At 45.7% G+C, this 25,930-nt stretch carries 27 protein-coding genes; 2 read left to right on the top strand and 25 right to left on the bottom strand.

Annotation, left to right across the window (positions count from 1 at the left end):
• Window positions 1-112: 112 nt before the first annotated feature.
• The 17 genes from VP98_RS06940 to VP98_RS07020 form a co-directional block, all read right to left on the bottom strand.
• Window positions 113-691, bottom strand: coding sequence for a TIGR01440 family protein (locus tag VP98_RS06940; RefSeq protein WP_046174592.1), 579 nt, complete (start codon window positions 689-691; stop codon window positions 113-115).
• On the bottom strand, window positions 691-1,140 hold the full coding sequence (gene rpiB / locus VP98_RS06945) for a ribose 5-phosphate isomerase B (RefSeq protein WP_046174593.1): 450 nt from the start codon (window positions 1,138-1,140) through the stop codon (window positions 691-693). Before rpiB ends, VP98_RS06940 begins: the two co-directional genes overlap by 1 nt.
• Window positions 1,141-1,198: 58 nt before the next feature.
• Window positions 1,199-2,488, bottom strand: coding sequence for a methyl-accepting chemotaxis protein (locus VP98_RS06950; protein ID WP_046174594.1), 1,290 nt, complete (start codon window positions 2,486-2,488; stop codon window positions 1,199-1,201).
• Entirely contained in the window at window positions 2,485-2,907 is a 423-nt protein-coding gene (locus tag VP98_RS06955; protein ID WP_046174595.1) for a low molecular weight protein arginine phosphatase, read from the bottom strand. Before VP98_RS06955 ends, VP98_RS06950 begins: the two co-directional genes overlap by 4 nt.
• Before the next feature lie 86 nt (window positions 2,908-2,993).
• Window positions 2,994-3,515 (bottom strand): manganese efflux pump MntP, encoded by a 522-nt coding sequence (locus tag VP98_RS06960; RefSeq protein ID WP_046174596.1) that lies wholly within the window; start codon window positions 3,513-3,515, stop codon window positions 2,994-2,996.
• A gap of 259 nt (window positions 3,516-3,774) precedes the next feature.
• Window positions 3,775-4,821, bottom strand: a complete 1,047-nt coding sequence (locus VP98_RS06965; RefSeq protein WP_046174705.1) for an L-threonylcarbamoyladenylate synthase — start codon at window positions 4,819-4,821, stop codon at window positions 3,775-3,777.
• 171 nt (window positions 4,822-4,992) lie between these two features.
• A complete protein-coding gene (locus VP98_RS06970) occupies window positions 4,993-5,661 on the bottom strand; it encodes a stage II sporulation protein R (protein WP_052712168.1) in 669 nt (222 codons plus the stop codon).
• Window positions 5,662-5,706: 45 nt separating this feature from the next.
• A complete protein-coding gene (gene prmC, locus VP98_RS06975; RefSeq protein ID WP_046174597.1) occupies window positions 5,707-6,552 on the bottom strand; it encodes a peptide chain release factor N(5)-glutamine methyltransferase in 846 nt (281 codons plus the stop codon).
• Window positions 6,553-6,556: 4 nt separating this feature from the next.
• The gene (prfA, locus tag VP98_RS06980; protein ID WP_046174598.1) at window positions 6,557-7,627 is read right to left on the bottom strand and encodes a peptide chain release factor 1; all 1,071 of its coding nucleotides are present in this window, start codon (window positions 7,625-7,627) and stop codon (window positions 6,557-6,559) included.
• 21 nt (window positions 7,628-7,648) lie between these two features.
• On the bottom strand, window positions 7,649-8,221 hold the full coding sequence (locus VP98_RS06985) for a thymidine kinase (protein WP_046174599.1): 573 nt from the start codon (window positions 8,219-8,221) through the stop codon (window positions 7,649-7,651).
• 218 nt (window positions 8,222-8,439) lie between these two features.
• Window positions 8,440-8,652: a 50S ribosomal protein L31 gene (gene rpmE / locus VP98_RS06990; RefSeq protein WP_046174600.1), complete on the bottom strand. Its 213-nt coding sequence runs from the start codon at window positions 8,650-8,652 to the stop codon at window positions 8,440-8,442.
• Window positions 8,653-8,780: 128 nt separating this feature from the next.
• The gene (rho, locus tag VP98_RS06995) at window positions 8,781-10,064 is read right to left on the bottom strand and encodes a transcription termination factor Rho (RefSeq protein ID WP_046174601.1); all 1,284 of its coding nucleotides are present in this window, start codon (window positions 10,062-10,064) and stop codon (window positions 8,781-8,783) included.
• A 145-nt stretch (window positions 10,065-10,209) separates the two neighbouring features.
• The gene (gene glpX / locus VP98_RS07000; protein WP_046174602.1) at window positions 10,210-11,175 is read right to left on the bottom strand and encodes a class II fructose-bisphosphatase; all 966 of its coding nucleotides are present in this window, start codon (window positions 11,173-11,175) and stop codon (window positions 10,210-10,212) included.
• A 95-nt stretch (window positions 11,176-11,270) separates the two neighbouring features.
• On the bottom strand, window positions 11,271-12,557 hold the full coding sequence (locus VP98_RS07005) for a UDP-N-acetylglucosamine 1-carboxyvinyltransferase (protein ID WP_046174707.1): 1,287 nt from the start codon (window positions 12,555-12,557) through the stop codon (window positions 11,271-11,273).
• 95 nt (window positions 12,558-12,652) lie between these two features.
• On the bottom strand, window positions 12,653-13,300 hold the full coding sequence (fsa, locus tag VP98_RS07010) for a fructose-6-phosphate aldolase (protein ID WP_046174603.1): 648 nt from the start codon (window positions 13,298-13,300) through the stop codon (window positions 12,653-12,655).
• A 124-nt stretch (window positions 13,301-13,424) separates the two neighbouring features.
• Window positions 13,425-14,282, bottom strand: coding sequence for a class II fructose-bisphosphate aldolase (locus VP98_RS07015; RefSeq protein ID WP_046174604.1), 858 nt, complete (start codon window positions 14,280-14,282; stop codon window positions 13,425-13,427).
• A gap of 102 nt (window positions 14,283-14,384) precedes the next feature.
• Window positions 14,385-14,747 (bottom strand): response regulator, encoded by a 363-nt coding sequence (locus VP98_RS07020; RefSeq protein ID WP_046174605.1) that lies wholly within the window; start codon window positions 14,745-14,747, stop codon window positions 14,385-14,387.
• 165 nt (window positions 14,748-14,912) lie between these two features.
• Here VP98_RS07020 and VP98_RS07025 point away from each other — a divergent pair, with 165 nt between their 5' ends.
• Window positions 14,913-15,446, top strand: coding sequence for a DUF2529 family protein (locus VP98_RS07025; RefSeq protein WP_407919203.1), 534 nt, complete (start codon window positions 14,913-14,915; stop codon window positions 15,444-15,446).
• A gap of 239 nt (window positions 15,447-15,685) precedes the next feature.
• On the opposite strand, the gene VP98_RS07030 is transcribed toward VP98_RS07025, so the two are convergent.
• The 3 genes from VP98_RS07030 to VP98_RS07040 form a co-directional block, all read right to left on the bottom strand.
• Window positions 15,686-17,284: a CTP synthase gene (locus VP98_RS07030; protein WP_046174606.1), complete on the bottom strand. Its 1,599-nt coding sequence runs from the start codon at window positions 17,282-17,284 to the stop codon at window positions 15,686-15,688.
• Window positions 17,285-17,447: 163 nt separating this feature from the next.
• Window positions 17,448-17,999, bottom strand: coding sequence for a DNA-directed RNA polymerase subunit delta (rpoE, locus tag VP98_RS07035; RefSeq protein WP_331428168.1), 552 nt, complete (start codon window positions 17,997-17,999; stop codon window positions 17,448-17,450).
• A 95-nt stretch (window positions 18,000-18,094) separates the two neighbouring features.
• Entirely contained in the window at window positions 18,095-18,316 is a 222-nt protein-coding gene (locus VP98_RS07040; RefSeq protein ID WP_046174607.1) for a hypothetical protein, read from the bottom strand.
• A gap of 274 nt (window positions 18,317-18,590) precedes the next feature.
• On the opposite strand from VP98_RS07040, the gene VP98_RS07045 reads away from it, so the two are divergent.
• Window positions 18,591-19,559 carry a YsnF/AvaK domain-containing protein gene (locus tag VP98_RS07045; RefSeq protein ID WP_046174608.1) on the top strand — a complete coding sequence of 323 codons (969 nt, stop codon included), beginning with the start codon at window positions 18,591-18,593 and terminating at the stop codon, window positions 19,557-19,559.
• 18 nt (window positions 19,560-19,577) lie between these two features.
• Here VP98_RS07045 and VP98_RS07050 read toward each other — a convergent pair whose 3' ends face one another.
• Genes VP98_RS07050 through VP98_RS07070 form a run of 5 tightly spaced genes read right to left on the bottom strand, consistent with a single transcriptional unit; the run spans window position 19,578 to window position 25,433 of the window.
• Complete coding sequence (locus tag VP98_RS07050) at window positions 19,578-20,225, bottom strand: TetR/AcrR family transcriptional regulator (RefSeq protein WP_046174609.1); 648 nt, start codon at window positions 20,223-20,225, stop codon at window positions 19,578-19,580.
• Window positions 20,226-20,237: 12 nt separating this feature from the next.
• Entirely contained in the window at window positions 20,238-21,362 is a 1,125-nt protein-coding gene (locus VP98_RS07055; RefSeq protein WP_046174610.1) for an acyl-CoA dehydrogenase, read from the bottom strand.
• A complete protein-coding gene (locus VP98_RS07060; RefSeq protein WP_046174611.1) occupies window positions 21,359-22,432 on the bottom strand; it encodes an acyl-CoA dehydrogenase family protein in 1,074 nt (357 codons plus the stop codon). The genes VP98_RS07055 and VP98_RS07060 overlap by 4 nt, the downstream gene beginning before the upstream one ends.
• Before the next feature lie 12 nt (window positions 22,433-22,444).
• On the bottom strand, window positions 22,445-23,296 hold the full coding sequence (locus VP98_RS07065; RefSeq protein WP_046174612.1) for a 3-hydroxybutyryl-CoA dehydrogenase: 852 nt from the start codon (window positions 23,294-23,296) through the stop codon (window positions 22,445-22,447).
• 49 nt (window positions 23,297-23,345) lie between these two features.
• Window positions 23,346-25,433 carry a (Fe-S)-binding protein gene (locus VP98_RS07070; RefSeq protein ID WP_046174613.1) on the bottom strand — a complete coding sequence of 696 codons (2,088 nt, stop codon included), beginning with the start codon at window positions 25,431-25,433 and terminating at the stop codon, window positions 23,346-23,348.
• Between the last annotated feature and the right edge of the window lie 497 nt (window positions 25,434-25,930).

Raw genomic sequence — 25,930 nt, forward strand, 5'->3', positions numbered from 1 at the left:
AAAGCTTCTTTCATAATAACACTTTTTCCGAATCTTTCAACTCTATTTTCTGCTTTTTTGCACAATTTTCATAAAAAAAAGAGCTGTCTTCTGCAAAAAAGACAGCAATTTCTTAACATTCCGGGCCGTTCAAATCGCTTACATTCGTTTTTTCGTAAACAGCACGAGGACCGCCAATCAATTTCGGACGTGTTCTCGCCATTACGACATGTGCAGCTCCGACAGAATGGCTGGATGTGCGCACGGGCACGGCTACATGCTTTAAGTGCATGCCAATCAGTGTATCTCCAATGTCAATGCCTCCATCCGCCTTTATCGATTCAACGAGTATACAGTTCTTTTGCTTAAATGCGTATGCTGCCATGGCACCGCCAGCTGTACGCACGGGCACTGCAGCCACTTCATCATAGCCCAGTTTCTCGGCCATCTGAGCCTCAAGAACAACAGCCCGGTTTAAATGCTCACAGCATTGAAACGCAAGACGCACGCCTGTTTTTTCTGCAAAAGCATGAAGCTCCTCGTAAAGAGCGGCGGCTATTTCCTCTGTTCCGGCTGTGCCAATTCGCCCGCCGGCGACTTCAGAAGTGGAACAGCCTACAACAAACAATTGTTCTTTTTTAAATTGCGCCTGCTCCTGCAGTTCCGAAAGCAGCTCCTTCAGTTCCTGCTTGTACGTTTGAAGCTCGTCCATCACTGCCCGCTCTTCTCTTCGTATTCAGCAATTTTGCCGATTCGTGTTGCATGGCGGCCCGCTTCAAAATCAGTTGTCAGCCACGTCTGGGCGATTTCTCTTGCAAGGCCTGCTCCAATTACACGTTCTCCCATTGTAATGATGTTTGTATCATTATGCTGGCGCGTCAATTTAGCACTGTACACATCATGGACAAGTGCACAGCGGATGCCTTTTACTTTGTTTGCTGCAATCGACATGCCAATCCCGGTTCCGCAAATTAAAATCCCCCGGTCAAATTCACCGGCCGCTACTTTTTCCGCCACTGGAAGTGCATAGTCGGGGTAATCAACCGACGTCTGGCATTCACAGCCAAAATCTTCGTACTCAATACCGAGCTCTTCCATTAATGATTTAATTTCTTCCCGAATATTAATGCCGCCATGGTCTGATGCAATTGCCACTTTCATGTAACATGCTCCCTTCCATTTTATCTCTGTTGTTATTTTCTCATATTTCCCGTAAAAACTACAATTTGAACCGTGTAATCACAGATTTTAAATTCTCTGCCTGCTGCTCTAATGTTTGCGTCACACTGTCCATTTCCTGAATCATTTCCGATTGTGTCCGGGCTGCATGGGTTACTTCATTGGCACCGGCTGATGTTTGTTCGGCGATGGCTGCGACTTCCTGTGACTGGTGTGTTGTCTTCTCAATTTTGTTCATTTGCCCATCAACAAGCCGAGAAATTTCTTCTACTTCTGCCGCCATTTCTGTAATTTTGCTGCTTATTTGGCCGACGGCTTCCTGTGCTGATGCTCCTTTTTCAATCCCGTCTTTTGCTGCTTCCGCTTGAGCGGTGATTCTCTGGACAACATGTCCGACTTCCAGCTGGATTTGCTTCACAAGACCGGAAATGCCTTTTACCGCTTCAGCACTTTCATCCGCCAGCTTCCGGACTTCTTCTGCTACGACTGCAAACCCTTTCCCATGTTCACCGGCACGCGCTGCCTCAATGGAAGCATTCAACGCAAGCAGGTTGGTTTGTGCGGCAATATCTCCTACAAGCCCAATAACATTGCCAACCTTGCGCGCATTTTCTTCAAGCGAGCGAACCGCTTCAAGCGATTCAAGATTTCCTGCGGCTAATGAATCCATTCCAGAAATAAGCGATTGGAATGCTCGTCTGCTTGTATCTAATTCTTTGACCATTTCTTCCGCTTTGTCCGCAGACCCCGCTGCTTTCTTTTGAACAGATCCAGCAATTTCCGTTACTTCTTCCATCGCTTCTGCGGCAGCCTGCACAGCATGGGCTGAACCTTCAGCGCCGCCGGCAATTTCTTCAGCCGTCCCTGCCATAGTGCCTGCCTGGTGTGTCGTCTGCCTGCTGATTTGAGCAATACGGCCGACACTTTCATTCGTTACAGCAAAGTTGCTTTCAATGCTTTGAACCATTGTACGCAGACTGGTTAGCATTTCATTGAACGCCGCTCCAAGCGCACGGATTTCATCGTCACTTTTCGGCAGTTCCACTTCCTGTTTAATTTGTCCCGCTGCCGCCGCTTGAGCCGCCGATTGAAGGCGGGCAATCGGGTTGACAACGTACGAAGCAGCAAAATAGGCCAGTATCGCCGACCACCCAATGCCCATTGCCAGCGTCATAAACGTAAACAGCTTTTCATTTACCTGCGAGAAATAAACCGGGTATAAATAATACATAAACAAAGCACTAAACGAGTAGGTAATCACTGCAAGCAAGGCAACAAGCAGGACGAGCTTTTTCCGAATGCTAAATGAATATTTTTTTCTTCCGCTCATTTTCTTTTCTCCTTCTTAAGCCACCGGCTTATATAAAAATCCAACTCTTCGAATGTTTTCCGATAAGCTGAATCCGGACCGCCGAATGGATCTGCTACGTCTCCTTCTCCACCTTTAAGCAGCGTAACTTTTTCACGAAATTGAGGAAAATGAATATCAATTAATTGTTTATGGGATGAAGTCATTGTCAAAACGGCATCTGCCCACTCTAGCAATTCTTCGGTCACCTGGGAAGACGTATGGCTGTGCTGGATATTATTTTCTGTCAGCACCGTCATTGTTCCCTTTGAAGCCGGTTCACCCGGGTTTGCATACAATCCCGCTGACCTTACGCTCCAGTCCGGCCGTTTGCTGTGCAAAATCGCTTCTGCCATTGGACTGCGGCATGTATTGCCTGTACATACAAACAAAATATTCATAAATCATCACCTTCGTATCCGTTTTCTTTCATTATAATGGAACAGTTTACATGAAAATAGTCCTTTTCTGTATGAAAAGGACTTTATTAAACGAATATCCATTTCAACCCAATAACAAGCAAAAGAAGGCCGCCTGCCGCCTCCCCCGTTTTTCCGACAGCGGTACTCACCCGGCTGCTCAACAGGAGGCCGGCCATCGTTAAACAGGCTGAACATACACCAAAGCTCAGCACCGCCATGGACTTGTCCACACCAAGTACACCTAATGACAGACCTGTTGAAAAGCTGTCCATGCTTACCCCAAAGGCAAACAGGACAATTCCCAGTCCCGCCGGCTTTTTTTGTTCTTCCTTTCTAAAAAAAGACAAGATCATCTGCAGCCCAGTAAGAATCAATACCCCCCCGCCCGCCAAAATGAGAACATCGCCAAAACGTCCATGCAGTTCACTGCCTGCTGTTATGCTGGCCAGCGGCAAAATAATATGCATGATGCCGACTGCCGCACTTAATGTCAGCTTGTCTATAAGCCCCATGCGCCTCATTCCAACAGCCAGTGCCGCGCCAAATGCGTCTGCCGACAACGCCAGTGATAAGATAAAAATATCCATGCCTATTTATATGCCTTCTGAGTTTTTGTATACACGCAACAACAGCAGAAATATCAGCGGTCTTACACCTTCATTTATCGGTTTTTCAAAAAGAAAGATTCTCCAGCCGGCTGACTCCCGCTTTAATGAATAAAATCTTTTATAAAAAAAAATTGACGGCAAAGCCGTCAGTATCAACTATGGACAAACTATTAAATGATTAAATAGGCTGGAGGTCAGCTCTGACAATCACAAAATGAGCAGACCGGTTTCGGTCTGCTTATCTCATTTTAATCCATTTATGCCCGGCTGCTTTTTCCAGTCTGTTCATAATAGCGGCGCCGACTCCTTCTGCCGGAAAAGCTTCAGAAATAATCATATCGACCGGCTGCTCGTTAAACAGCCGGAGTGCGCTGTATAATTCTCTTGCGACAGAAGCCAGGTCGCTTCGGCGGCCGCATTCAATAACAGTATCTGCTTTGTATGAGGCTGCACTTTCTTCTGCAGCAAGCACGCCGACTTTTTTTCCTTCTGCACGCCATTCATCTATTTTTTTTTGAATAGCGGCAGACGTTCCTTCCATTATGTAAAGCGGAGCTTCCGGCGCGTAATGCGTGTATTTCATTCCAGGCGCTTTTGGAGCTTCCTCCGCTTTTTTCAGCGCTGTGTTTGTATCTGCATGTCCTGCAACTGCTTCAATATCCGCCTGGGTAATGCCGCCCGGACGCAAAATAACAGGATAGTCCCCTGTGCAGTCAACCACGGTTGATTCCAGGCCTACTCCTGTTTCACCGGCATCTACTATACCTGCAATACGCCCGTTTAAATCATCCAGCACATGTTCAGCAGTTGTCGGGCTTGGTTTGCCGGAGCGATTAGCGCTTGGCGCCGCAACCGGCACTCCTGCTTCTTTAATCAGTGCCAGCGCCGCGGGATGATCCGGCATACGAACTGCTACTGTATCGAGTCCTGCTGTTACCCGCTCAGACACCGCTCCTTCTTTCTTTGGCACAACAATGGTCAGCGGTCCCGGCCAAAATGCATTTATCAACAATTGTGCGTAAGGTGGAATCAATCGGGCCAATTCATCCACATGTGTCCGGTCTGCAATGTGGACAATGAGCGGATTATCGGATGGACGCCCTTTTGCCTGAAAAATTTTTTCCACAGCGCTATCACGTTTCACCTGTGCACCAAGCCCATAAACCGTTTCTGTCGGAAAAGCGACCACTTCCCCTTGTTGAATCAGTGCTGCTGCTTCCTTTATCTGTGGATATTGTTGATGAATTATACCAGAGTTATCCACAACCCAGTGTTTTGTCTCCATATCCGTCACCTTTGTTTCTTTATTTACAACTTCTAGAGATAATCCGTTATTTCTATACATAAATCGAATTTCCGCACTTTTTTATAAACAGGTTATACACAATATGTTGATAACTTATCCAATTATGTGCATAACTGTGTGGATGATTGTGTATGAATAAAAACAACCAAACTAATTGGCTATGCGTATTTCCCTATTATCGGAATACCCGCCTTTTTCCTGATGGTTGTCGTTCCGCAAATGGTCCCATAGCTCAACAACCGCCCATTTGTATTCCGAATCGTCCTCTCCGGATTCCGCTCCTTCCTCTGCTTCCTCCTCTGTCACAACTTCCGCCGCTTCTACCGTATCTTCTTCTATTACCCTCTCTTCTTCCCCTTCTTCGGGAAAACAAAACGATGGATAAAGCAAACACCACCAGTTATCCCCACGCCCAGCCCCAATGGTGACAACCAATGATTCATACTCTCCCGGGGGGTAGACGTAGCGGCCATACTGTTTAGCGGGAAAAGCTTCTTTGCCCAGTGTGACTTGTACATGTTCCCCGGCTGCTTCGGAAGCGCTTTGTTTGATTTCATTGATATTTTCCTTTACCAGCAGCCGCGCATCTTCAGGCGAATGTGCTTCCCCGGCCCAGCTGCTAATTTGATCTGCAACCGCTAAATGAACGCGCTCTTTTCTTTCCTGCTCCTGTTTGCTGTTATCATGTGCGACCACCCGGATGCGAATAGCTTCTTCTGGAATACCGCCTGCCGCTGGATCAGACGGAGCAAAATACATCATAAAGCAGGCAGCTGCCGAAATACCATATACATATAGAATAAGAATTTTTGTTTTCATTTGATTATCCCTCCCGGCAACCAGTATCACCAGGACAGGGCAATTTTAAACGCGTAAAAATACCATTCTATCTTTTCCATTAATGTCATGCAGAATTTCTGTTTTTGAACCCGGGCATGAAGCCCGGAAAATCGCTGCTACTTCTTCTGTTTGCCCGGCGCCTGTTTCCACGCCGACGAGCCCGCCTTTTTTGACAACGAAAGGAATCTGCTCAGCCAGCCTTCGATATAAATCCAGGCCGTCTTTTCCACCAAAGAGGGCCAGGTGCGGTTCATAATCTACCACTACTGTGGATAATGTTTGCTGTTCATCGAGAGGAATATAAGGCGGATTGGATAACAGAATATCCACAGCCAGCTCCCGCTCCGCCAGGGGTGCAGCCAGGTCTCCTTCCAAAAAAAGCACTTCTGCTTCATGAGCAGCTGCATTCTGGCGGGCCGTTTTGACAGCGGCCGCTGATAAATCAATTGCATACACTTCAGCATCCGGTCTTTCCGCTTTTACGGTAACCGCAATCGCCCCGCTGCCAGTCCCGATATCAGCAATAATCGGGTTTTTCCATTCTTTTATTTTTTGGAGTGTATGGTAAACAAGCTCCTCTGTTTCGGGACGCGGAATAAGAACATCCCCATTGACGATAAATGGCCGCCCATAAAAATCTTCCGTACCGATTAAGTGCTGTACCGGTATTCCTCTGGCATGGTCCATAACCATTTGATAAAAAGCATGAGATTGTTCGTCTGTTAATACATCATGCAGCCGGGCCAGCAGATTAGAACGGCTTGTTTGCAGCAGATGCTTCATGATAAGCTCTCCAGCATTGGCATCCCGGCCGCTCTCTTTTAAACAAGAAGAAGCCCATTTCAAGGCTTCATACACTTTTTGTCCCACAGGTTTAGTCCTCCAGATTTTCAAGCCGGCTTGACTGGTCTTCTACGATTAGCGCATCGATTACTTCACCGACTTTTCCTTCCAGAACCTGGTCCAGCTTCTGGATTGTCAGGCCGATCCGGTGGTCGGTTACGCGATTTTGAGGAAAATTATAGGTGCGAATCCGCTCAGAGCGGTCACCTGTGCCGACTGCTGATTTACGCACTGCGTCATATTCAGCCTGTGCTTCTTTTTGAAACTTGTCATAAATACGCGCCCGCAAAACCTTCATCGCTTTTTCTTTGTTTTTAATCTGCGATTTTTCGTCCTGGCAGGAAACCACTATTCCAGTCGGCAGATGAGTCAGCCGCACTGCAGACATGGTTGTATTTACCGATTGGCCGCCCGGCCCGCTTGAAGCAAAAGTATCAACCCGGATATCCTTATCATGCACCTCTACCTCGACTTCTTCTGTTTCCGGCATAACTGCTACCGTTGCCGTTGAAGTGTGAATCCGGCCGCCTGACTCCGTTTCCGGAACCCGCTGGACACGATGAGCGCCATTTTCGTATTTTAGCTTCGAATACGCACCCCGGCCGTTAATCATAAAAATAATTTCCTTGTAGCCGCCAACTCCTGTTGTGCTGGCTTCAATCACATCAATTTTCCAGTTGTTCGCTTCCGCATAGCGCGAGTACATGCGATAAAGATCTCCGGCAAAAAGCGCCGCTTCATCTCCGCCCGCTGCCCCGCGAATTTCCATAATAACGTTTTTGTCATCATTCGGATCTTTCGGGATCAGCAAAATTTTCAGCCGCGCTTCAAGGTCTTCCAGTGTTTCTTCAAGCTCATTCAGTTCTTCTTTGACCATCTCGCGCATATCCGCATCGAGCTTGTCTTCCAGCATAGCTTTCGCATCTGCATGCTGCGCCTTTGCATCTTTGTACTGCCGGTAAACCTCAACTGTTTCCTGTATGTCCGACTGCTCTTTGGAATAGTCACGCAGCTTTGCCGAGTCGCTGACAACAGCCGGGTCACTGAGCAATTCATTCAGTTTTTCGTAGCGGTCTTCTACCGCCTGTAATCGATCAAACATCGTGTCTGCACCTCACCTTTATTAAAGCGGCGGATTCTGATGGCACTTCCGGCAAACCGGATAATAGGAATCGTTGCCGCCTATTTGAATTTGTTCTCCTGTATACACGGGTTTTCCTGCTTCGTCTACACGCAGGTTCATGGTTGCTTTCCGCTCACAGAACCAGCAGATGGTTTTCATTTCTTCTACTTTATCTGCGTAAATAAGCATATATTGGCTTCCTTCAAACAATTCATTTTGAAAGTCATTTTTTAAGCCAAAGCCCATAACTGGAATATTTAGTTTATCCACAATTTCCGCCAGCTGCAGTACGTGTTTTTTTGATAAAAATTGCACTTCATCAACCAGTATGCAGGATGGGCTCGATGAATCATTTTTTACTTCTTCAAAGATATCTGTATCTGCAAAAATCGGCCGTGCCGGGCGGCGCAGCCCAACCCGGCTTGAAATATAGCCTACTTCATCTCTGGTATCGAGTCCCGATGTAAACAAAAGCACACCTTTATTCTGTTCCTCGTAATTGTTGGCAACCTTTAAGATTTCAATCGACTTGCCGCTGTTCATTGCACCATATTTAAAAAAAAGCTGAGCCATCCCGTCTGTTCCTCCGTTGCTTTAAAAGATCAAAGACTAAATACAGCGTTAAAACTTTTTTGTCCTGCGGCATTCCACCAGGCTGAGTATAAATAGTCCGGCTGCATCGCCATTATCATCCTATGTCATTTACAATTATGCATAAAATAGCTGATTTCTTATTTTAAATACAAAAAAACAGGCAAGCAGTTTTCACTCCTTGCCTGTCCCTTTTATCATTATCTTGCTTGATCTTTAAGGCCGTATTTTTTGTTGAAGCGATCCACACGTCCGCCTGCGTCAGCAAATTTCTGACGGCCAGTGTAGAATGGATGGCATTCAGAGCAAACCTCTACGCGAATTTCTTCCTTTACGGAACCAGTTTCAAACTCGTTTCCGCATGCACATTTAACAAATGCTTTTTTGTAGTTAGGATGAATTCCTGCTTGCATCTTTTTTCTCTCCTTCCGCCCTGAGTCATTCCGAAACAGAGTTAAATATAATCGGGCGCTAGTCCCAATTATTTAATTCATTCACACGAATCATATTATAACAGGCATACAAAAAAATTGCAAATAGGTTACAGCATTTTTTTCGATGCGCCATTTTTCTTTGTTTCCGCAAGCAATTGAGCGATAAAGTCTTCATTGTTCTTCGTCTGGCGAAGACGGCGAAGAACCTTATCTGCTAAATCAGGTGCATCTGACATCGTTTTTCTAATAGCCCAGACCATATCAAGATGCTCTTTGCCAATGAGGAGCTCTTCTTTCCGCGTACCCGAGCGGCGAATGTCGATTGCCGGGAACACACGGCGCTCTGCCAGTGACCGGTCAAGGTGCAGTTCCATGTTGCCGGTTCCTTTAAACTCTTCATAAATAACATCGTCCATTCGTGAACCTGTGTCCACCAGCGCTGTTGCCAGAATTGTTAAGCTGCCGCCCTCTTCAATATTTCGCGCGGCACCGAAAAAGCGTTTTGGACGATGGAAGGCGGCAGGGTCAATTCCACCGGAAAGCGTTCGGCCGCTGGGCGGAATAACAAGATTATAAGCACGGGCAAGCCTTGTAATAGAATCCATTAAAATAATAACGTCGCGCTTGTGTTCAACAAGGCGCATAGCACGCTCTAAAACAAGCTCTGCGACTTTAATATGATTTTCCGGGACCTCATCAAACGTCGAGCTGACTACTTCGGCTTCAACTGACCGCTCAATATCCGTTACTTCTTCCGGACGTTCATCAATTAAAAGAACAATCAGCTCTGCTTCTGGATGATTCGCTGAAATAGAATTGGCGATTTCCTTTAATAGCATTGTTTTTCCTGCTTTCGGCGGAGCAACAAGCAATCCGCGCTGCCCAAATCCTACAGGAGATACGAGATCCATAATCCGGGTCGATAACTGCCGGGATTCCCGTTCCAGCTTAATTTGCCGATCCGGATAAAGCGGTGTCAGAGCCGGGAAATGAACACGCTCTTTTGCCGTTTCCGGGTCTTCTCCATTCACAGCTTCTACATGCAACAGACCGTAATAGCGTTCATTTTCTTTTGGCGGGCGGACTTTTCCGGAAACTTTATCACCATTCCGAAGGTCAAAGCGGCGAATTTGGGAAGCGGAAATATAGATGTCTTCTGAACTGGCTGAGTAGTTGATCGGACGAAGAAAACCAAAGCCTTCTGACTGGATAATCTCCAGGACACCTTCCATAAAAAAGTAGCCTTGCTGTTCAGCACGCGCCTTTAAGATGGCAAAAATAAGCTCTTTTTTGGTGAGCTTGCTGTAGTAGGAGATTTTATAGGTTTTGGCAAGTTCATATAGCTCTTTTAACTTTAAGTTTTCAAGATGATTGATTGTAAGTTCTTCCATTATGGCACCACACTTTTATTAAATTGATTTTTAAGAGGGAGGGATAGCGATAGCTCGCAATCTTGAACTTGAAGCATTTTAGACGAGTGGGCAGATCAAACAAAACAGCGGAGAACCGGACCGGCTGCACCGCTGTTGGCATGTTTTATGGTTTAATAACAAGGTTAGGTTTTTTACGCAAGCTATGGCGTCCATCAACAAAACGGACGGTGCCTGATTTTGCACGCATTACGATAGACTGTGTTTCTGCATAAGTGCCTTTAAATTGAACACCGCGAAGAAGTTCACCATCTGTTACACCGGTTGCGGCAAAAATGGCATCATCGCCGCGGACAAGATCTTCCATGCGAAGCACTTTATTCACATCGAGACCCATTTGCTTACAGCGTTCCATCTCTGCATCACTCTGCGGCAGGAGACGCCCCTGGATTTCACCGCCAAGCGCTTTCAATGCTACCGCCGAAATAACTCCTTCTGGCGCACCGCCTGAACCAAACAAAATATCGACACCTGTTTTATCAAACGCTGTATTAATCGCGCCGGCGATATCACCGTCATTAATCAGTTTAATACGGGCACCTGCCGCACGCAGCTCAGCAATGATATGCTCATGGCGTTCACGATACAAAATCGTCGCCACCACATCTTCAATGTCTTTATTTTTTGCTTTTGCGACCGCTTTTAGATTATCTGTTACAGAAGCATTAATGTCAATCATTCCGACTGCTTCCGGACCAACTGCAATCTTGTCCATATACATGTCGGGAGCATTTAACAGATTGCCATCATCCGCTACCGCAAGAACAGCTAATGCATTCCAGCCGCCGGCAGCGACAATATTGGTGCCTTCCAGCGGATCGACTGCGACATCAACCCGGGGACCGTAGCCATTGCCAAGCTTTTCACCGATGTAGAGCATAGGGGCTTCATCCATTTCTCCCTCGCCGATTACAACGGTTCCTTTCATCGGTATCGTATCAAATACATCACGCATGGCTGAAGTAGCTGCACCGTCCGCTTCATCCTTCAAGCCACGGCCCATCCAGCGCGCCGACGCCTGTGCAGCTGCTTCTGTTACACGAACCAGTTCCATTGATAAACTTCTTTCCATTGCTCTCCTACCTCCCATACAACGAACAAACAGCGGCTTTGTGCCACATATTCTCTTATATATTGTAACACATTTGCTATTTATTCAGCAGAATGTTATGAACTTTTTATTTCACTGTACTCTTCTTCGGTCATTTCTTCCCGCCAAATATTCGCTCCGAGCGCTGTGAGCTTTTCCGTAAGCTTGCTATAGCCCCGGTCAATATGCTCAAGTCCTGTCACTTCCGTTATGCCGTCTGCCATTAAGCCGGCCAGTACAAGAGCCGCCCCTGCCCGCAAATCGCTCGCTTTCACTTTGGCTCCCTGCAGCTGGACCGGCCCGTTAATAATTGCTGAGCGGCCTTCCGTTTTCACACTGGCTCCCATACGGCGCAGTTCATCAATATGCTTGAAGCGGGCTGGATAAATGGTATCCGTCACAATGGCTGAGCCAGATGCTTTTGTTAAAAGTGAAGTAAACGGCTGCTGCAAATCCGTTGCAAAGCCTGGATACACAAGCGTTTTAATATCTACTGTTTTAAGATTTTCTGATTTCCCGACAAAAATACGATCTTCTCCTATTTCAATCGGCACGTTCATCTCGCGCAATTTGGCTGTCAGCGACTCCAGGTGAAGAGGAATCACATTATCAATAATAATACCCTCACCAACCGCAGCAGCCATGATCATAAAGGTTCCGGCTTCAATACGATCAGGGATAATCGAATGGCGGCAGCCTTGCAGCCGTTCAACTCCGTCAATACGAATTACATCTGTCCCGGCGCCTTTAATGTTCGCTCCCATGTTTGACAATAAAGTAGCTACATCAATAATCTCGGGCTCTTTGGCGGCATTTTCGATAATGGTCTGCCCTTTTGCCCGGACAGCTGCCAGCATAATATTAATGGTCGCACCGACACTTACAACATCCAAATAAATCCGGGCGCCGCGCAATTCCTTTGCACGTAAATAAATCGCACCCTGCTCATTTGTCACTTCCGCACCGAGCGCCTCAAATCCTTTAATATGCTGATCAATCGGACGGGGCCCGAGATGACAGCCTCCAGGCAGGCCAATAACCGCTTTGTTAAACCGCCCCAGCATTGCACCCATCAGATAATAAGAAGCGCGCAGCTTTTTGACTTTTCCATTCGGCAGAGGCATTGCCGTCATATTGGTTGGATCAACCCTCATTTCACCGTCTTCAAACGTCACGTTTCCGCCAATTTCCTCCAAAAGACCTTTCAGCATATGAATATCAGAAATATTCGGCAGTCCTTCGATTGTAATCGGAGATTCTGCTAAAATGGCGGCCGGTACAAGGGCGACTGCGCTGTTTTTGGCTCCATCTACCTTGATCGTTCCTTTTAACGGATGACCGCCTTCTACTTTTAACTTTTCCATCATGTTGTACTCCCTTCTTCCTGCGCAAACGGAAAGCGGGAAAGCTTTCTTGGTAGTTGTAGTTTAACCGATAACAACCGTCTCATGTATTATTCTTACTTTGCTTTGCGTTTTTCCCAGTCAGCAAGGAAGCCTTCGATACCTTTATCTGTTAATGGATGTTTAAATAGCTGCTCAAGCACCTTGAATGGTGTTGTGGCAATATGCGCACCTTTTAAAGCTGCCGCCGTAATATGCTGAGGATGACGGATAGACGCTGCAATGATTTCTGTTTCAATGCCATGAATCGCGAAAATGTCTGCAATTGTTTCAATTAATTCAAGCCCATCATGACCGATATCATCCAGGCGGCCAAGGAATGGAGATACATATGATGCACCCGCACGCGCTGCCATCAATGCCTGATTTGCACTGAAAACAAGTGTTACGTTTGTTTTAATGCCTTCTTTCGCAAACACTGCTACCGCTTTCAAACCTTCCGGCGTCATCGGTACTTTTACGGTAATATTAGGAGCAATTTTTGCAAGCTCGCGCCCTTCTTCAATCATGCCTTCCGCATCAAGTGCAATAACCTCAGCGCTGACAGAGTCTGAAACAAGCTCGGTAATTTCACGAAGGCGGTCATGGAATGGGATCGTTTCTTTTGCAACAAGTGAAGGGTTTGTTGTAACACCCGAAAGAATGCCCCAGGAGTGTGCTTCGCGGATTTCGTCGATGTTTGCTGTGTCGATAAAGAATTTCATTAAATATTCCCTCTTTTCAGTTCATTTTATTATATAAACAACAACCGCCAATTCGTTAAAAAAGGCGGTTCTTGTCGTTATATCGTTGATTTGCCAGTCCGATTTGTGCGGATGGTTTTAAAGATTACGCCTGGCCAGAAGAACCAAACTCACGCATTTTGCCGATAACCGTCGCTTTGATTGCATCGCGAGCTGGTCCAAGGTATTTACGTGGATCATACTCTTCCGGTTTAGCAGCAAGCGTTTCACGAACCGCTTTTGCAGAAGCAATTTGGTTTTCAGTGTTTACGTTGATTTTAGCTGTTCCAAGTGAAATAGATCTCTCGATGTCTTTCGTTGGAATGCCTGTACCGCCATGAAGAACAAGTGGAAGGCCTGTTGCATTGCCGATCGCTTCCATTTCAGCGAAACCAAGGTTTGGTTCACCTTTGTAAGGACCGTGAACAGAGCCAAGTGCCGGTGCAAGGCAGTCGATGTTTGTGCGTTTTACAAGCTCTTCACACTCTTTTGCATCAGCATAAATAACGCCATCAGCAACAACATCGTCCTCTTGTCCGCCAACTGTACCAAGTTCTGCTTCTACAGAAACACCTTTTGAATGCGCATATTCTACAACTTGAGAAGTTGTTGCTACATTTTCTTCAAATGGATGGTGTGAAGCGTCGATCATAACAGAAGTGAAACCTGCGTCGATCGCTTCTTTACATTTTTCAAAGCTTGAACCGTGGTCAAGGTGAATAGCTACAGGCACAGTTGTACCGTAGTCTTCCATTAAACCTTCAACCATTTTTACAACCGTTTTAAAACCGCCCATATAACGAGCTGCCCCTTCAGAAACACCAAGGATTACTGGTGATTTTTCTTCTTCAGCCGCCTGAAGGATCGCTTGAGTAAACTCAAGGTTGTTTAGGTTAAACTGGCCTACTGCGTATTTTTTTTCTTTCGCAGTGTTTAACATTTCTTTCATTGATACTAATGGCATTTTGCTTCCTCCTCTAAGGGAAATGTTTGCTTCATGAAAAAAACTACATTAGTATCATAACAAATTCGTCTTTTTATTACCAACAGAATTTACGTTATTCCGTTAATGGGTTAAATGTTCTTTAACTGTTTTGCGAATTTCATCAATATCAAACGGCTTTGGCACATGCATAATAGCCCCGATGTTTTTGGCTTCCTGGATCATATCCAGCTCTCCATAAGCGGTCATGATAATGGCTCTGGTGTTTGGATTTTCCGATTTCATTCTTTTTAAAATTTCAATGCCATCCATACCCGGGATTTTCATATCAAGCAAAACAAGGTCGGGCATTTTTTCTTTCGCTAATTGAATGGCTTCAGGGCCGTTTGCCGCCTGCAATGTCTCATACCCTTCTTTTTTCAGTACTTCGTTCAATAAAATCCGAATGCCATATTGATCATCTACAATAAGTATTGTCGCTGACATTTCCTTTTCCTCCTATGTATCCCGTTTTCCGTTTTTTGTCTTTTAATTACATTCGACAAAGTCTTCTTAAATTCCTTTTTTCTTTTTACTTAAACAGGCGGCTTCTCCGCTGCACGCAGGACGTGTGCGTTTTTAGGAAAAGATATTTATAATGAAGAAAAAGAAATGAGTGATTTACGATTGTCTAAAATGTTTATGACGCAATTAAGCGGCTTGCTGAAACGAATCAGCGAAAAAGAAGAGTTTGCCATCGAGGATGCGGGACGGTTATTGTCTCAAAGTTTTCTGGGTGAAGGATCAATATATATGAAAGGCTTTGATGAAATGGCTGCTATTGAGATTGAAGCCCTGTATGGAGCTGAAGTGCTCAGCAGCATTAAAAGATGGACAGAAGGAGCCCCGTTAACAGAGGCGGATCGGGTACTTGTGGCAGCACGATTTTCAGATGATCCCAATGCCCTGCAGCTGGCCAGGCAGCTCCAGGCAAATGGTATTCCATTTGCGGCTATTGCTTCTAAAAAAGAAGAACCCGGTATCGAAGAACTCGCTGATGTGTTTATCGATCTTCGCCTGATCAAAGGGCTGCTGCCGGATGACAAAGGCGGAAGAGCAGGATTCCCTTCTTCTATCGCAGGCCTGTACGTTTACTTCTTAATTAAGATGACGATTGAGGAAATTGCAGCTGAATACGAGGACTAAAAAGCTGCACAAAGGGCCTCTCCTAAGCCAGATGAATTGAAAGCTGCCTCTTTAGGGGCGGTATAATCAAATTCGGGGCGGTATCCACTCTCTCCGGGCCGGTAAAAATAAATATCGGCCATTACAGCAGAAAAGCTGTCCTGTAAGCTCTCTTTAAAATGAAATAATATGAAAAAAGCAGAAATGTTGTTATATGAACATTTCTGCTTTTTATTCCTATTTAAAAAGACGGGCTTTTCTTAGCTATTTTTAATAGAAGCTTGAACAAACTCTTTGAACAGCGGCTGCGGCCGTGTTGGACGAGACGTAAATTCCGGATGGAACTGGGCAGCCACAAACCATGGATGATCTGCAATCTCAACGATTTCCACAAGGCGGCCGTCCGGACTTGTTCCAGAGAAGATAAAGCCTTTTTTCTCCATTTGCTCACGGAATTCATTATTGAATTCATAACGATGGCGATGGCGCTCATAAACAATCTCTTCATTGTATGCAGCGCGTGCCCGTGTTTCCGGTTTTAATTTACATGCATACAATCCAAGACGAAGCGTTCCGCCAAGGTCTTCGATGTCTTTTTGTTCAGGCAGCAGATCGATAATTGGATATGGTGTTTCCGGCATAATCTCTGCTGAATGTGCATCTTGAAGATTTAATACATTGCGCGCATATTCGATTGAAGCGAGCTGCATACCAAGACAAATCCCGAAAAACGGCACGTTGTTTTCGCGTGCATATTGAATGGCAGCCAGCTTCCCGTCAATGCCGCGGTCACCGAATCCACCCGGAACAAGAATACCGGCTGCATCCTTTAACCGTTCTGCCGCATTTTCCTGTGATAATTCTGCTGAATTCACCCAGTCAATTTCTATATCTGCATCAAACTGATAGCCCGCATGCTTGAGTGATTCCGCTACAGAAATATAGGCATCCTGCAGCTCTACGTACTTTCCAACAAGTGCAATACGTACTTTATTCGGCAAATTTCGCACTTTATCTACAAGGGCGTTCCATTCTGTCATATCTGCCTCGTGACACTGCATTTTAAGCAAACGGCAGACTAAATCATCCATGTTTTGCTTTTGAAGCATTAATGGTACGGCATACAGCGTATCCGCATCTGTTGCTTCAATTACCGCTTCTTTTGCAATATCACAGAAAAGAGCCAGTTTATCTTTCATGTCCTGTGAAATCGGCATTTCTGTGCGAACCACAATGATGTTTGGCTGAATTCCTAAGCTGCGCAGTTCTTTTACGCTGTGCTGAGTTGGCTTTGTTTTCATTTCTCCAGCCGCTTTTAAATAAGGAATAAGCGTACAGTGGATATACAGCACATTGTCCTGGCCAACATCGCTTTTAATTTGACGGATTGCTTCCAAGAATGGAAGCGATTCGATATCACCGACTGTACCGCCGATTTCTGTAATGACTACGTCTGCCCCGGATTCTTTCCCTGCGCGGAAGACCCGTTCTTTAATTTCATTTGTTATATGCGGGATTACCTGTACGGTACCGCCCAGGTATTCACCACGCCGCTCCTTGCGCAGAACAGTCGAGTACACTTTCCCGGTAGTAATGTTGCTAAGCTTCGTTAAATTAATGTCAATAAAACGTTCATAGTGGCCAAGGTCAAGATCCGTTTCCGCCCCATCATCCGTTACAAATACTTCTCCGTGCTGATATGGGCTCATTGTTCCCGGGTCAACATTAATGTATGGATCAAATTTCTGGATAAATACCTTTAATCCGCGATTCTTCAGCAAGCGGCCGAGAGAAGCAGCGGTAATACCTTTTCCGAGAGATGAAACAACGCCGCCTGTTACGAAAATATATTTCGTCAAGATGAAAAGCCTCCTCAAATGGTTTTAATTCTCTAAAAAATACAAAAAACGCCCCGCTTACTTCTCAGTAAGAGGAGCGTTATCGACTAAATTCTTCGTCTCATAAAGAGCCCAAATAACATACTACAATTCACGAATGAAATAGTCAAGGGAAGATTCCCGTTTATTTATCGTCGAGATCGTACTCATCCTCGGCGCCTTCTTCCTCGAAGTCATCTTCGTCTTCAAGGTCTTCCTCAATGTCAACGTCCAGGTCTTCTTCAAGGTCTTCATCCAGCTCATCATCATCATCAAGATCAAGCTCTTCCTCATCTGCTCCATCAAAATCATCTTCATCAAAATCAATGAGGTCTTCTTCATCTTCAATGACTTCCTCTTCGAAATCATCTTCAACTATCTTTTTGGCTTTTTTCTTACGCGATTTCACTGGTGCAGTTGTTGTTTCTTCTTCCAGTTTTTCAACCGGATACCAGGCACGCAGCCCCCACCGGTTTTCACCGAGAGGCAAAAAGCTGCCATCGATGTTTAAATCCGTATAAAATTGCACCATGCGGGATTTTACTTCTTCTTCTGAAATTCCCAGGTGGTTTTTGATTTCGGCCAGCAGGTCATGAAATGAAACCGGTTCGTGTTTATCAGCAAGAATCAAATGTGCCAGTTCGAGGAATGACATTTCTTTTAGTTCTTCTTTCGAATATTGTTGCAAGCTCACCATCCGCACTTCCCTTCTCTATTTGCACGCTCCCAAAAGAGCAAAACGTTTTTGGCATATTCTCCATTATAAACAAAAAATATGGCTTTACGCCATATTTATGTGATGATTTCTGCTTTTTTTCCTCCAGGAGCAGTGGAACGGCTTATTTCTTTGGCGGTCCGGCGTTTTTGCGCCCGTCCAGAAACCTCATCATATGCTTTATAAAAGAAAAAAATCGAAAGAAGCAGGAATGGAACAGCTCCCCATTGTTTTGTGTACATCCAGTAGGATCCAATTGAGACAATAGAGATCGCCAGGTAATTGATAACTTGTCTCACTTTTCCACTTCCTTTCGACATTTTTTCCTTAATCTTATCTTATTATTTCCATTATCCTCTCTTACTATAATGTGAATATGTATGTAATGTAAATTTAATTATAACTATTCCCTCTTTTTCAAAAAATAACTCGATTTCACACGAAAAAGAAACTTTCGGCACGGGCATGAATCGTTGTGACCATTTTTCTCCCAACACGTTTTCATCAGTGTGTACCGGGTAGATTTAAAAGCAGACACAGCATCAAAAAAACCTTTTAGGAGGACACACTACTATGGATACTAAAAAATTTATTGGCGTATATCACAATGAATCAGATTTATTGGCAAAAATGGATGAGTTAAAAGCAAACGGCTATTCAGAAGAAGATATGTATGTAACGGTAAAAGATGAAGATGCCGTTTCAATGGTACGCGGCCGGACCAATGTGGAAGTGGAAACAGCAAATCTCTCCTGGGGAGACCGTTTTATGTCATTTTTATCTGGAGTTGATCCAATTCGCGAAGGCTTCCGTAACATGGGCTTAACGGATGAAGAAGCAGACCGTTATTACACAGAAGTCGATAATGGCGGCATGCTTCTATATGTAGACCGTGAATATGGAGGCCGTTATGGCAGCGATTATGATCCAAGCAGCACGATCGGTATCGCCAATGGAAATCGGGCGGACCTCGATGGAGAACGTTTAGACCCGATTGATTATGACGGTCTTGACAATATGAACCGAACTGACCGAACTGACCGAACTGACCGAACTGACACTACATTAAATACCGGCTTGACTGATACAAACCTTGGCGGCAATTTGTATGAGGGTCGTGAATTCGATACATTAAGTGAAGAAGAAAAGCTCCGCCTGCATGAAGAGCGCTTAAATGTACGCAAAGAACGCGTTCAAACCGGCGAAGTTCATGTAGAAAAGGAAGTAGTGGAAGAAGAGCAGGTTATTGACGTGCCGGTTGAACGTGAAGAAGTATATGTTGAACGCCGTCCAGTAACAGATGGCAATATGACAGCAGACGATGATTTAACTGCTTTTAATGAAGATGATGAAACAATCCGCGTTCCTGTTACAGAAGAACGTGTGGAAGTTACGAAAAAGCCGGTTGTTACAGAGGAAGTAGTCATTGGCAAACGGAAAGTGGAAGATACAGAAACTGTCCGTGATACAGTACGCCGCGAAGAAGCGTATATTGAAGGAGAAGAAGAAACAACAACCCGCAAAGGCCGCAATTCGCTTTAAGGGAAAGAAGATCCGCTCTCAGGTGAGGGCGGATTTTTTTTCGTACCCTTGAATCCCGGCAAACAAAAGGTCCGTCTGCAGATCAATATACTCTTCAAGCGTATATGTTTTTTGCAGCATCCAGCGGCGAAACCCCCACATTTGTCCCTGCACAAAAATATTATGTGCCAGCAAATGTACGTGGGCTTTTTTCATATCCAGCTCTCCATGATCGACGCATCGCTGAATAAGCGCCTCAAACATTCCTGTCATTTCTGCCTCCTTTTTTAATACATATGGAAGAGCATCTTTGGAAAGAGACTTTGCTTCCTGATACATTACAAGCACTTCATCCTGCATCTCATCCATTACATAAAAATAGCTGCTGATGCCAAGACGCAGGTTTTCCAAGGTCCCCTCTTCAAAATCAATTTGCTGAAGCCGTTTTTTAACCTCGTCATAAATACTGTCACAAACAAGATACAGGACATCTTCTTTTGTCCGGATATACTCATAAAGTGTTCCAATGCTGAAGCCGGCTGCTTTGGCAATTTCACGAGTTGTTGTCCGGTGAAACCCTTTCTGTTTAAAAAGCTGCACGGATCCGCGAATCATTTCTGAACGGCGCTTTTCAATCAACTGTTCATCCTTTACTGATGTATGCACCGGCCGTTTTGTTTGATCCATTTTCCCCCCACCTTACTTTGTTAACATTCTGGAAATAACCAGGCGCTGTATTTCCTGAGTCCCTTCATAAATCTGGGTGATTTTCGCATCGCGCATAAACCGCTCAACCGGGTAATCTTTGGTGTAGCCATAGCCGCCGAAAATCTGAACCGCCTCTGTTGTCACACTCATGGCTGTGTCGCCCGCCATAAGTTTTGCCATTGCTGAGGCTTTTCCGTATGGCTCTCCTTTTGTTTCCAGCCATGCCGCCTGGTAGACCAGCAGCCTGGACGCCTCAATGGAAACAGCCATATCAGCCAGTTTAAAGGAAATCCCCTGGTTGGCGATAATGGGCTTGCCAAACTGCTTGCGCTCCTGTGCATAAACAAGGGCTGCATCCAGTGCACCTTGAGCGATGCCCACTGCCTGTGCCGCAATCCCGTTACGCCCTCCATCAAGCGTCATCATCGCAACTTTAAAACCGCTTCCAATTCCACCAATTACATTTTCCACCGGAACCTGGCAATTGTCAAAGATAATTTCTGTAGTGGGTGAAGAGCGAATACCCATTTTTCGTTCTTTCTTGCCGATTGAAAATCCTTCAAATTCTTTTTCAACAATAAAAGCCGTTATCCCTTCCTCCGCCCGTGCAAAGACAATATAAATATCAGCAATACCGCCATTCGTAATAAAAATCTTTGCTCCGTTTAAAATGAAATAGTCCCCTTCTCGCCGAGCAGTTGTCTTCATACTGCCCGCATCTGAACCGCTTCCCGATTCAGTAAGGCCGTAGGCGCCAATCTTCTTTCCCTCCGCCATCGGCTTCAAGTACCTCATTTTCTGATTCTCTGTACCGAATGTGTAAATCGGCCAGCCGGCCAGTGATATATGGGCAGATAACGTAACACCGGTTGACGCACAGACCCGGGATAACTCCTCCACTGTAATGCAGTACGCCAGATAATCACTTCCGATGCCGCCATATTTTTCAGGCCACGGAATGCCTGTCAGTCCCACTTCCGCCATTTTGTCAAAAATGTTTATATCGAACCGCTCTTCCTCATCTCGTTCGGCCGCGGTTGGCGCCACTTCTTTATTCGCAAAATCCCTCACCATTTTGCGAATCATTTTATGTTCTTCTGATAATGCAAAGTTCATAACCCCATCCCCCTTGCCAGGTGTTTGCTGATGACAATCCTTTGAATCTCCGATGTTCCTTCATAAATTTCCGTTACCTTCGCATCCCGAAAATACCGTTCGGCCTCTTTGCTTCCTCCTATTTTCAAAAAACAGGCACCCGCTATCTTCACAGCCGTCCTTGAAGCATAAAGTTTTGCCATCGATGCCTCCCCAGTACATGGCTGCCCCGTTGACCGCAGAAAAGCAGCCCGGTAAACAAGCAGGCGGGCCGCTTCAATGGAAGCAGCCATATCTGCCAGATGAATGCCTGGATGGCAGGCTTTTGTATATTCAAAAGCCGCCTCCGCAATTCCCAGCGCCTGGGCAGCAATGCCGATTCTTCCCCCATCAAGGTTTGCCATTGCAATCTTAAATCCTTCCCCTTCCTTTCCAAGCCGGTTAGACAGGGGAATATAGACATTATCAAGTGTAATGGACGCTGTATTCGACCCATAGAGGCCCAGTTTTTTCTCTGCTTTGCCAATGAAAAACCCGGGCATATTTTTTTCAGCAACCAGGGCCGTCACGCCTTTTTCTGTACGCGCAAAAACAATATAGGTGTGAGCAGCACCGGCATTTGTCACAAACAGCTTTGATCCGTTCAGCCTGTAGCCATTTCCGTCCCATTGTGCTGTTGTTTTAAGCGCGGCCGCGTCAGACCCGGCGGAAGATTCCGTTAAGCAAAAGGCACCAAGCCATTCCCCAGAAGAAAGCTTTGGAAGAAACCTGTGTTTTTGTTTTTCCGTGCCGAAATAAAGAATCGGATTTGTTCCAACTGATGTATGCACCGATAAAATAACTCCCGCCGCCGCACTTACTCTGGACAATTCATGGACTGTAATGATAAATGAAAGAAAATCGCGCTCCATGCCGCCATATTTTTTAGGAACAGTGAGTCCCATAAATCCCCGCCGTGCCATTCTTTGTATGAGCTTATAAGGAAATTCCCCCGCTTCCATTTGAGAAACAAATGATGCCGCTGTCCGTGCCGCAAAATCTTGGACAGACTGACGCATTTGCTCCTGTGCACTGGTCAACTGGAAGTTCATTCGGACGCCCCCTTACCCGTAAATATAAAATCCCCGGCCGGCTTTTTTCCCAACCCATCCTGCTTTTACATATTTGCGAAGAAGCGGGCATGGCCGGTATTTATCATCACCAAATCCTTCATGTAAAATCTCCATGACAGACAGACATGTGTCCAGTCCAATAAAATCAGCGAGCTGAATAGGCCCCATTGGATGGTTCATGCCAAGCTTCATGACTTCATCAATTGCTTCCTTGGTGGCAATTCCTTCGTACAGTGCATAAATTGCTTCATTAATCATTGGCATCAAAATACGGTTTGATACAAAGCCCGGAAAGTCACTTACTTCAACTGGAACTTTTCCGATCGATTTTGTTATATCTTCCACTCTCTTGTAAACGTCATCCGATGTTGCCAGGCCGCGGATGATTTCTACAAGCTTCATTGCTGGAACAGGGTTCATAAAATGCATCCCAATTACTTTTTCGGGACGGTCTGTTGCCGCCGCAATTTCCGTAATTGGAAGAGAGGAGGTATTTGAAGCAAGTATGGTATGGTCCTGGGCGATTTCATCAAGCTGCGCAAAAATCTCACGCTTTGTATTCATGTTTTCCACCACCGCTTCAATAACCATATCCACCCCTGCTGCATCATTTAGTGTTGCGGACTTTTGTATTTTCGCCATGACGGCTTTTTTTTCTTCTTCACTTATACGCTGCTTTTCCACCTGGCGTGTAAGATTCCTTTTAATTTCTCGAATGCCTTTTTCAAAATTTTTTTCTGAAATATCATAAAGAAGCACCTCATAACCAGCCTGGGCACACACCTGTGCAATACCAGCACCCATCTGTCCGGCTCCGAGCACCAGTAATTTTCGTATCTTCACCCTGCTTCCTCCTTTAAAACAGGAAGCTTAAAACGGCTTCCTGCTTCCCTCATAACGCTGTTACTGTCTGCCGCGCGCCAAAAACAGCTTTTTCTAAAATTTCTGCCACGTCATAGACGGCAACCGTTTCTTCCACTTCCTTTGCTTTTGTTCCATCACTCAGCATTGTCAGGCAAAATGGACAGCCGGAACTGATAACGGACGGAGCCACCGCCAGGGCCTGCTCGGTACGGGCAGCATTCACGCGATGTCCTGTGTCTTCTTCCATCCACATAAGGCCTCCTCCTGCACCGCAGCACATGCCATCCTGCCGATTCCGTTTCATCTCAGCCAGTTCGACTCCCGGGATGGCTTTTAAAATCTCACGGGGCGGATCATATACTTCATTATAGCGGCCGAGGTAGCAGGAGTCGTGAAACGTTATTTTTTCCTTCACGCTGTGCACCGGCTTCAGCTTCCCTGCTTTTACTAATTGATCAAGCAGTTCAGTATGATGGTACACTTCTGCCTGAAATCCAAAATCCGGGTATTCATTTTTAAAAATATTGTACGCATGCGGATCAATGGTCACAATTTTTTTCACATTGTTTTTTTCAAATTCCGCAATGTTTGCAGCGGCCAGCTCCTGAAACAAAAATTCATTGCCCAGGCGGCGCGGGGTATCACCAGAGTTTTTTTCTTTGTTCCCAAGAACGGCAAAGGATACTCCCGCTTCGTTCATTAGCTTCGCAAATGATAAAGCAATTTTCTGGCTGCGGCTGTCAAACGCACCCATAGAGCCGACCCAGAATAAATACTCCGGCTCTTCCCCTGCTTTTTGCGCTTCCTTCATAGTTGGAATATGCACATCATCGCGCAGGTTCCGCCACTTTTCTTTATCTTTTCTATTAAGTCCCCACGGATTGCCCTGACGCTCAATGTTCTGCATGGCACGCTGGGCGTCCGGGTTCATTCTTCCTTCTGTCAGCACAAGGTAACGGCGCATATCGATAATTTTGTCGACGTGCTCATTCATGACCGGGCACTGGTCCTCACAGTTGCGGCACGTTGTACACGCCCAGATCTCTTCTTCTGTGATAACGTCCCCGATCATCTGCGGGCTGTATGGGTCGATTCCTCTCGCAATTTTATTGCCCTGTGTATCCGCAAATGCGAACGCCGGCACCCATGGCTGCTGGGATGTGACCGCTGCACCGGTAAAGGTTAGATGGTCTCTCAGCTTTATAATCAAGTCCATCGGCGACAGCAGCTTGCCAGTGCCGGTGGCCGGACACATACTCGTACAGCGCCCGCATTCCACACAGGCATAAAAATCAATCATCTGCGGCTGCGTAAAGTCTTCTATTTTCCCTGCACCAAATGATTCCTGCGTTTCATCCTCAAAGTCAATTTTACGCAGGGTGCCAGCTTTAATCAGCCGGTGAAAATACGTATTGACCGGTCCCGCAATCAAATGCGCGTGCTTTGATTGCGGCACATAAACAAGAAATGCGAGCAGAACGAGAAGATGAATCCACCACATCGTGTAAAACAAGCCAATAACAACTGTTGAGGAAAGACCCGAAAATACAAGAGCAATAACGGATGCAACCGGCTCTGTCAGGCTGAAGCGGGCTGCTTCCTCCTGCCAGATGATCCACATGCCGTTGCCGATTAAAACCGAAAGCATTAACGCGCCGATAAACATTAGTACAAGCCCGCTTTTCCAGCCGCGCTTTAAGCGGACGAGCTTTTCAATATAGCGGCGGTAAAACGCCCAGATCACTGCCGTGAGAATGACCAGGGTCACAAGCTCCTGAAAAAAAGTAAACGGACCGTAAAGCGGACCGAGCGGCAAATGTGCACCCGGCACGATTCCTTTCATAATAAAGTCCAGCGCCCCAAGCTGAACCAGCAAAAAACCATAAAAAAACATAACGTGAATCGTGCCGCTTTTTTTGTCTTTCAAAAGTTTTTTCTGGCCGAAAACATTTACCAGAATGCTTCGAATTCGTTCATCTTTTTTTCGTTCAAATTCTTCTTTTTTACCTAATTTAATGAACTCATAGCGTGTTCTCAGTAAATATGTGAATAAATAAATTCCGTAAGCGGTTACAAAAACAGCGGCGGCTAAATTCATCCACAGCAGCCCATTCATAGTTACGCTCTCCCTTCCCTTTGTTTATTCTATGGTAATATATGAATGAACATTCAGTCAATTGTTTTTTAAGAAATTCCGGTGCGTGCGATCCCTTCACCAGCAAAAAAAAAAGCCCAGCAATAAGCCCGGCTTAGCTTGTAGACAATGTCATTTACTTCATAATGGAACAAATGATTTTACATATTGTTTCCCAAAAAAAGCGTACGAGAACAGCGCTTAGCCCGAGTTAGTGAAGCGGCATTCGCGGGGCTTCGCGTTCCATGAGGCAGGCGCTGGACCCATAGGAGTCTACACCCCACGCCTGCCGCCTTTGTGGGGAGTAAAAACAACAGGATTTGTTTCTCTTCTTTCTTGAAAAGGAACGGTCGGAAGGCTGCCGGCGGAGACTCCCGCAGGACGAGCGGACAAGCTGAAACAGACGGCGCGAAGCGATGGCTGGTTCAGCGTTCGCCCCGGCTGTTAGCGCAGCCGCCAGCCCGCAGCCACTGATACTG

Origin of the sequence: Domibacillus indicus (genome assembly GCF_000970685.1) — a bacterium.
GTDB classification, from domain to species: Bacteria; Bacillota; Bacilli; order Bacillales; family Domibacillaceae; genus Domibacillus; species Domibacillus indicus.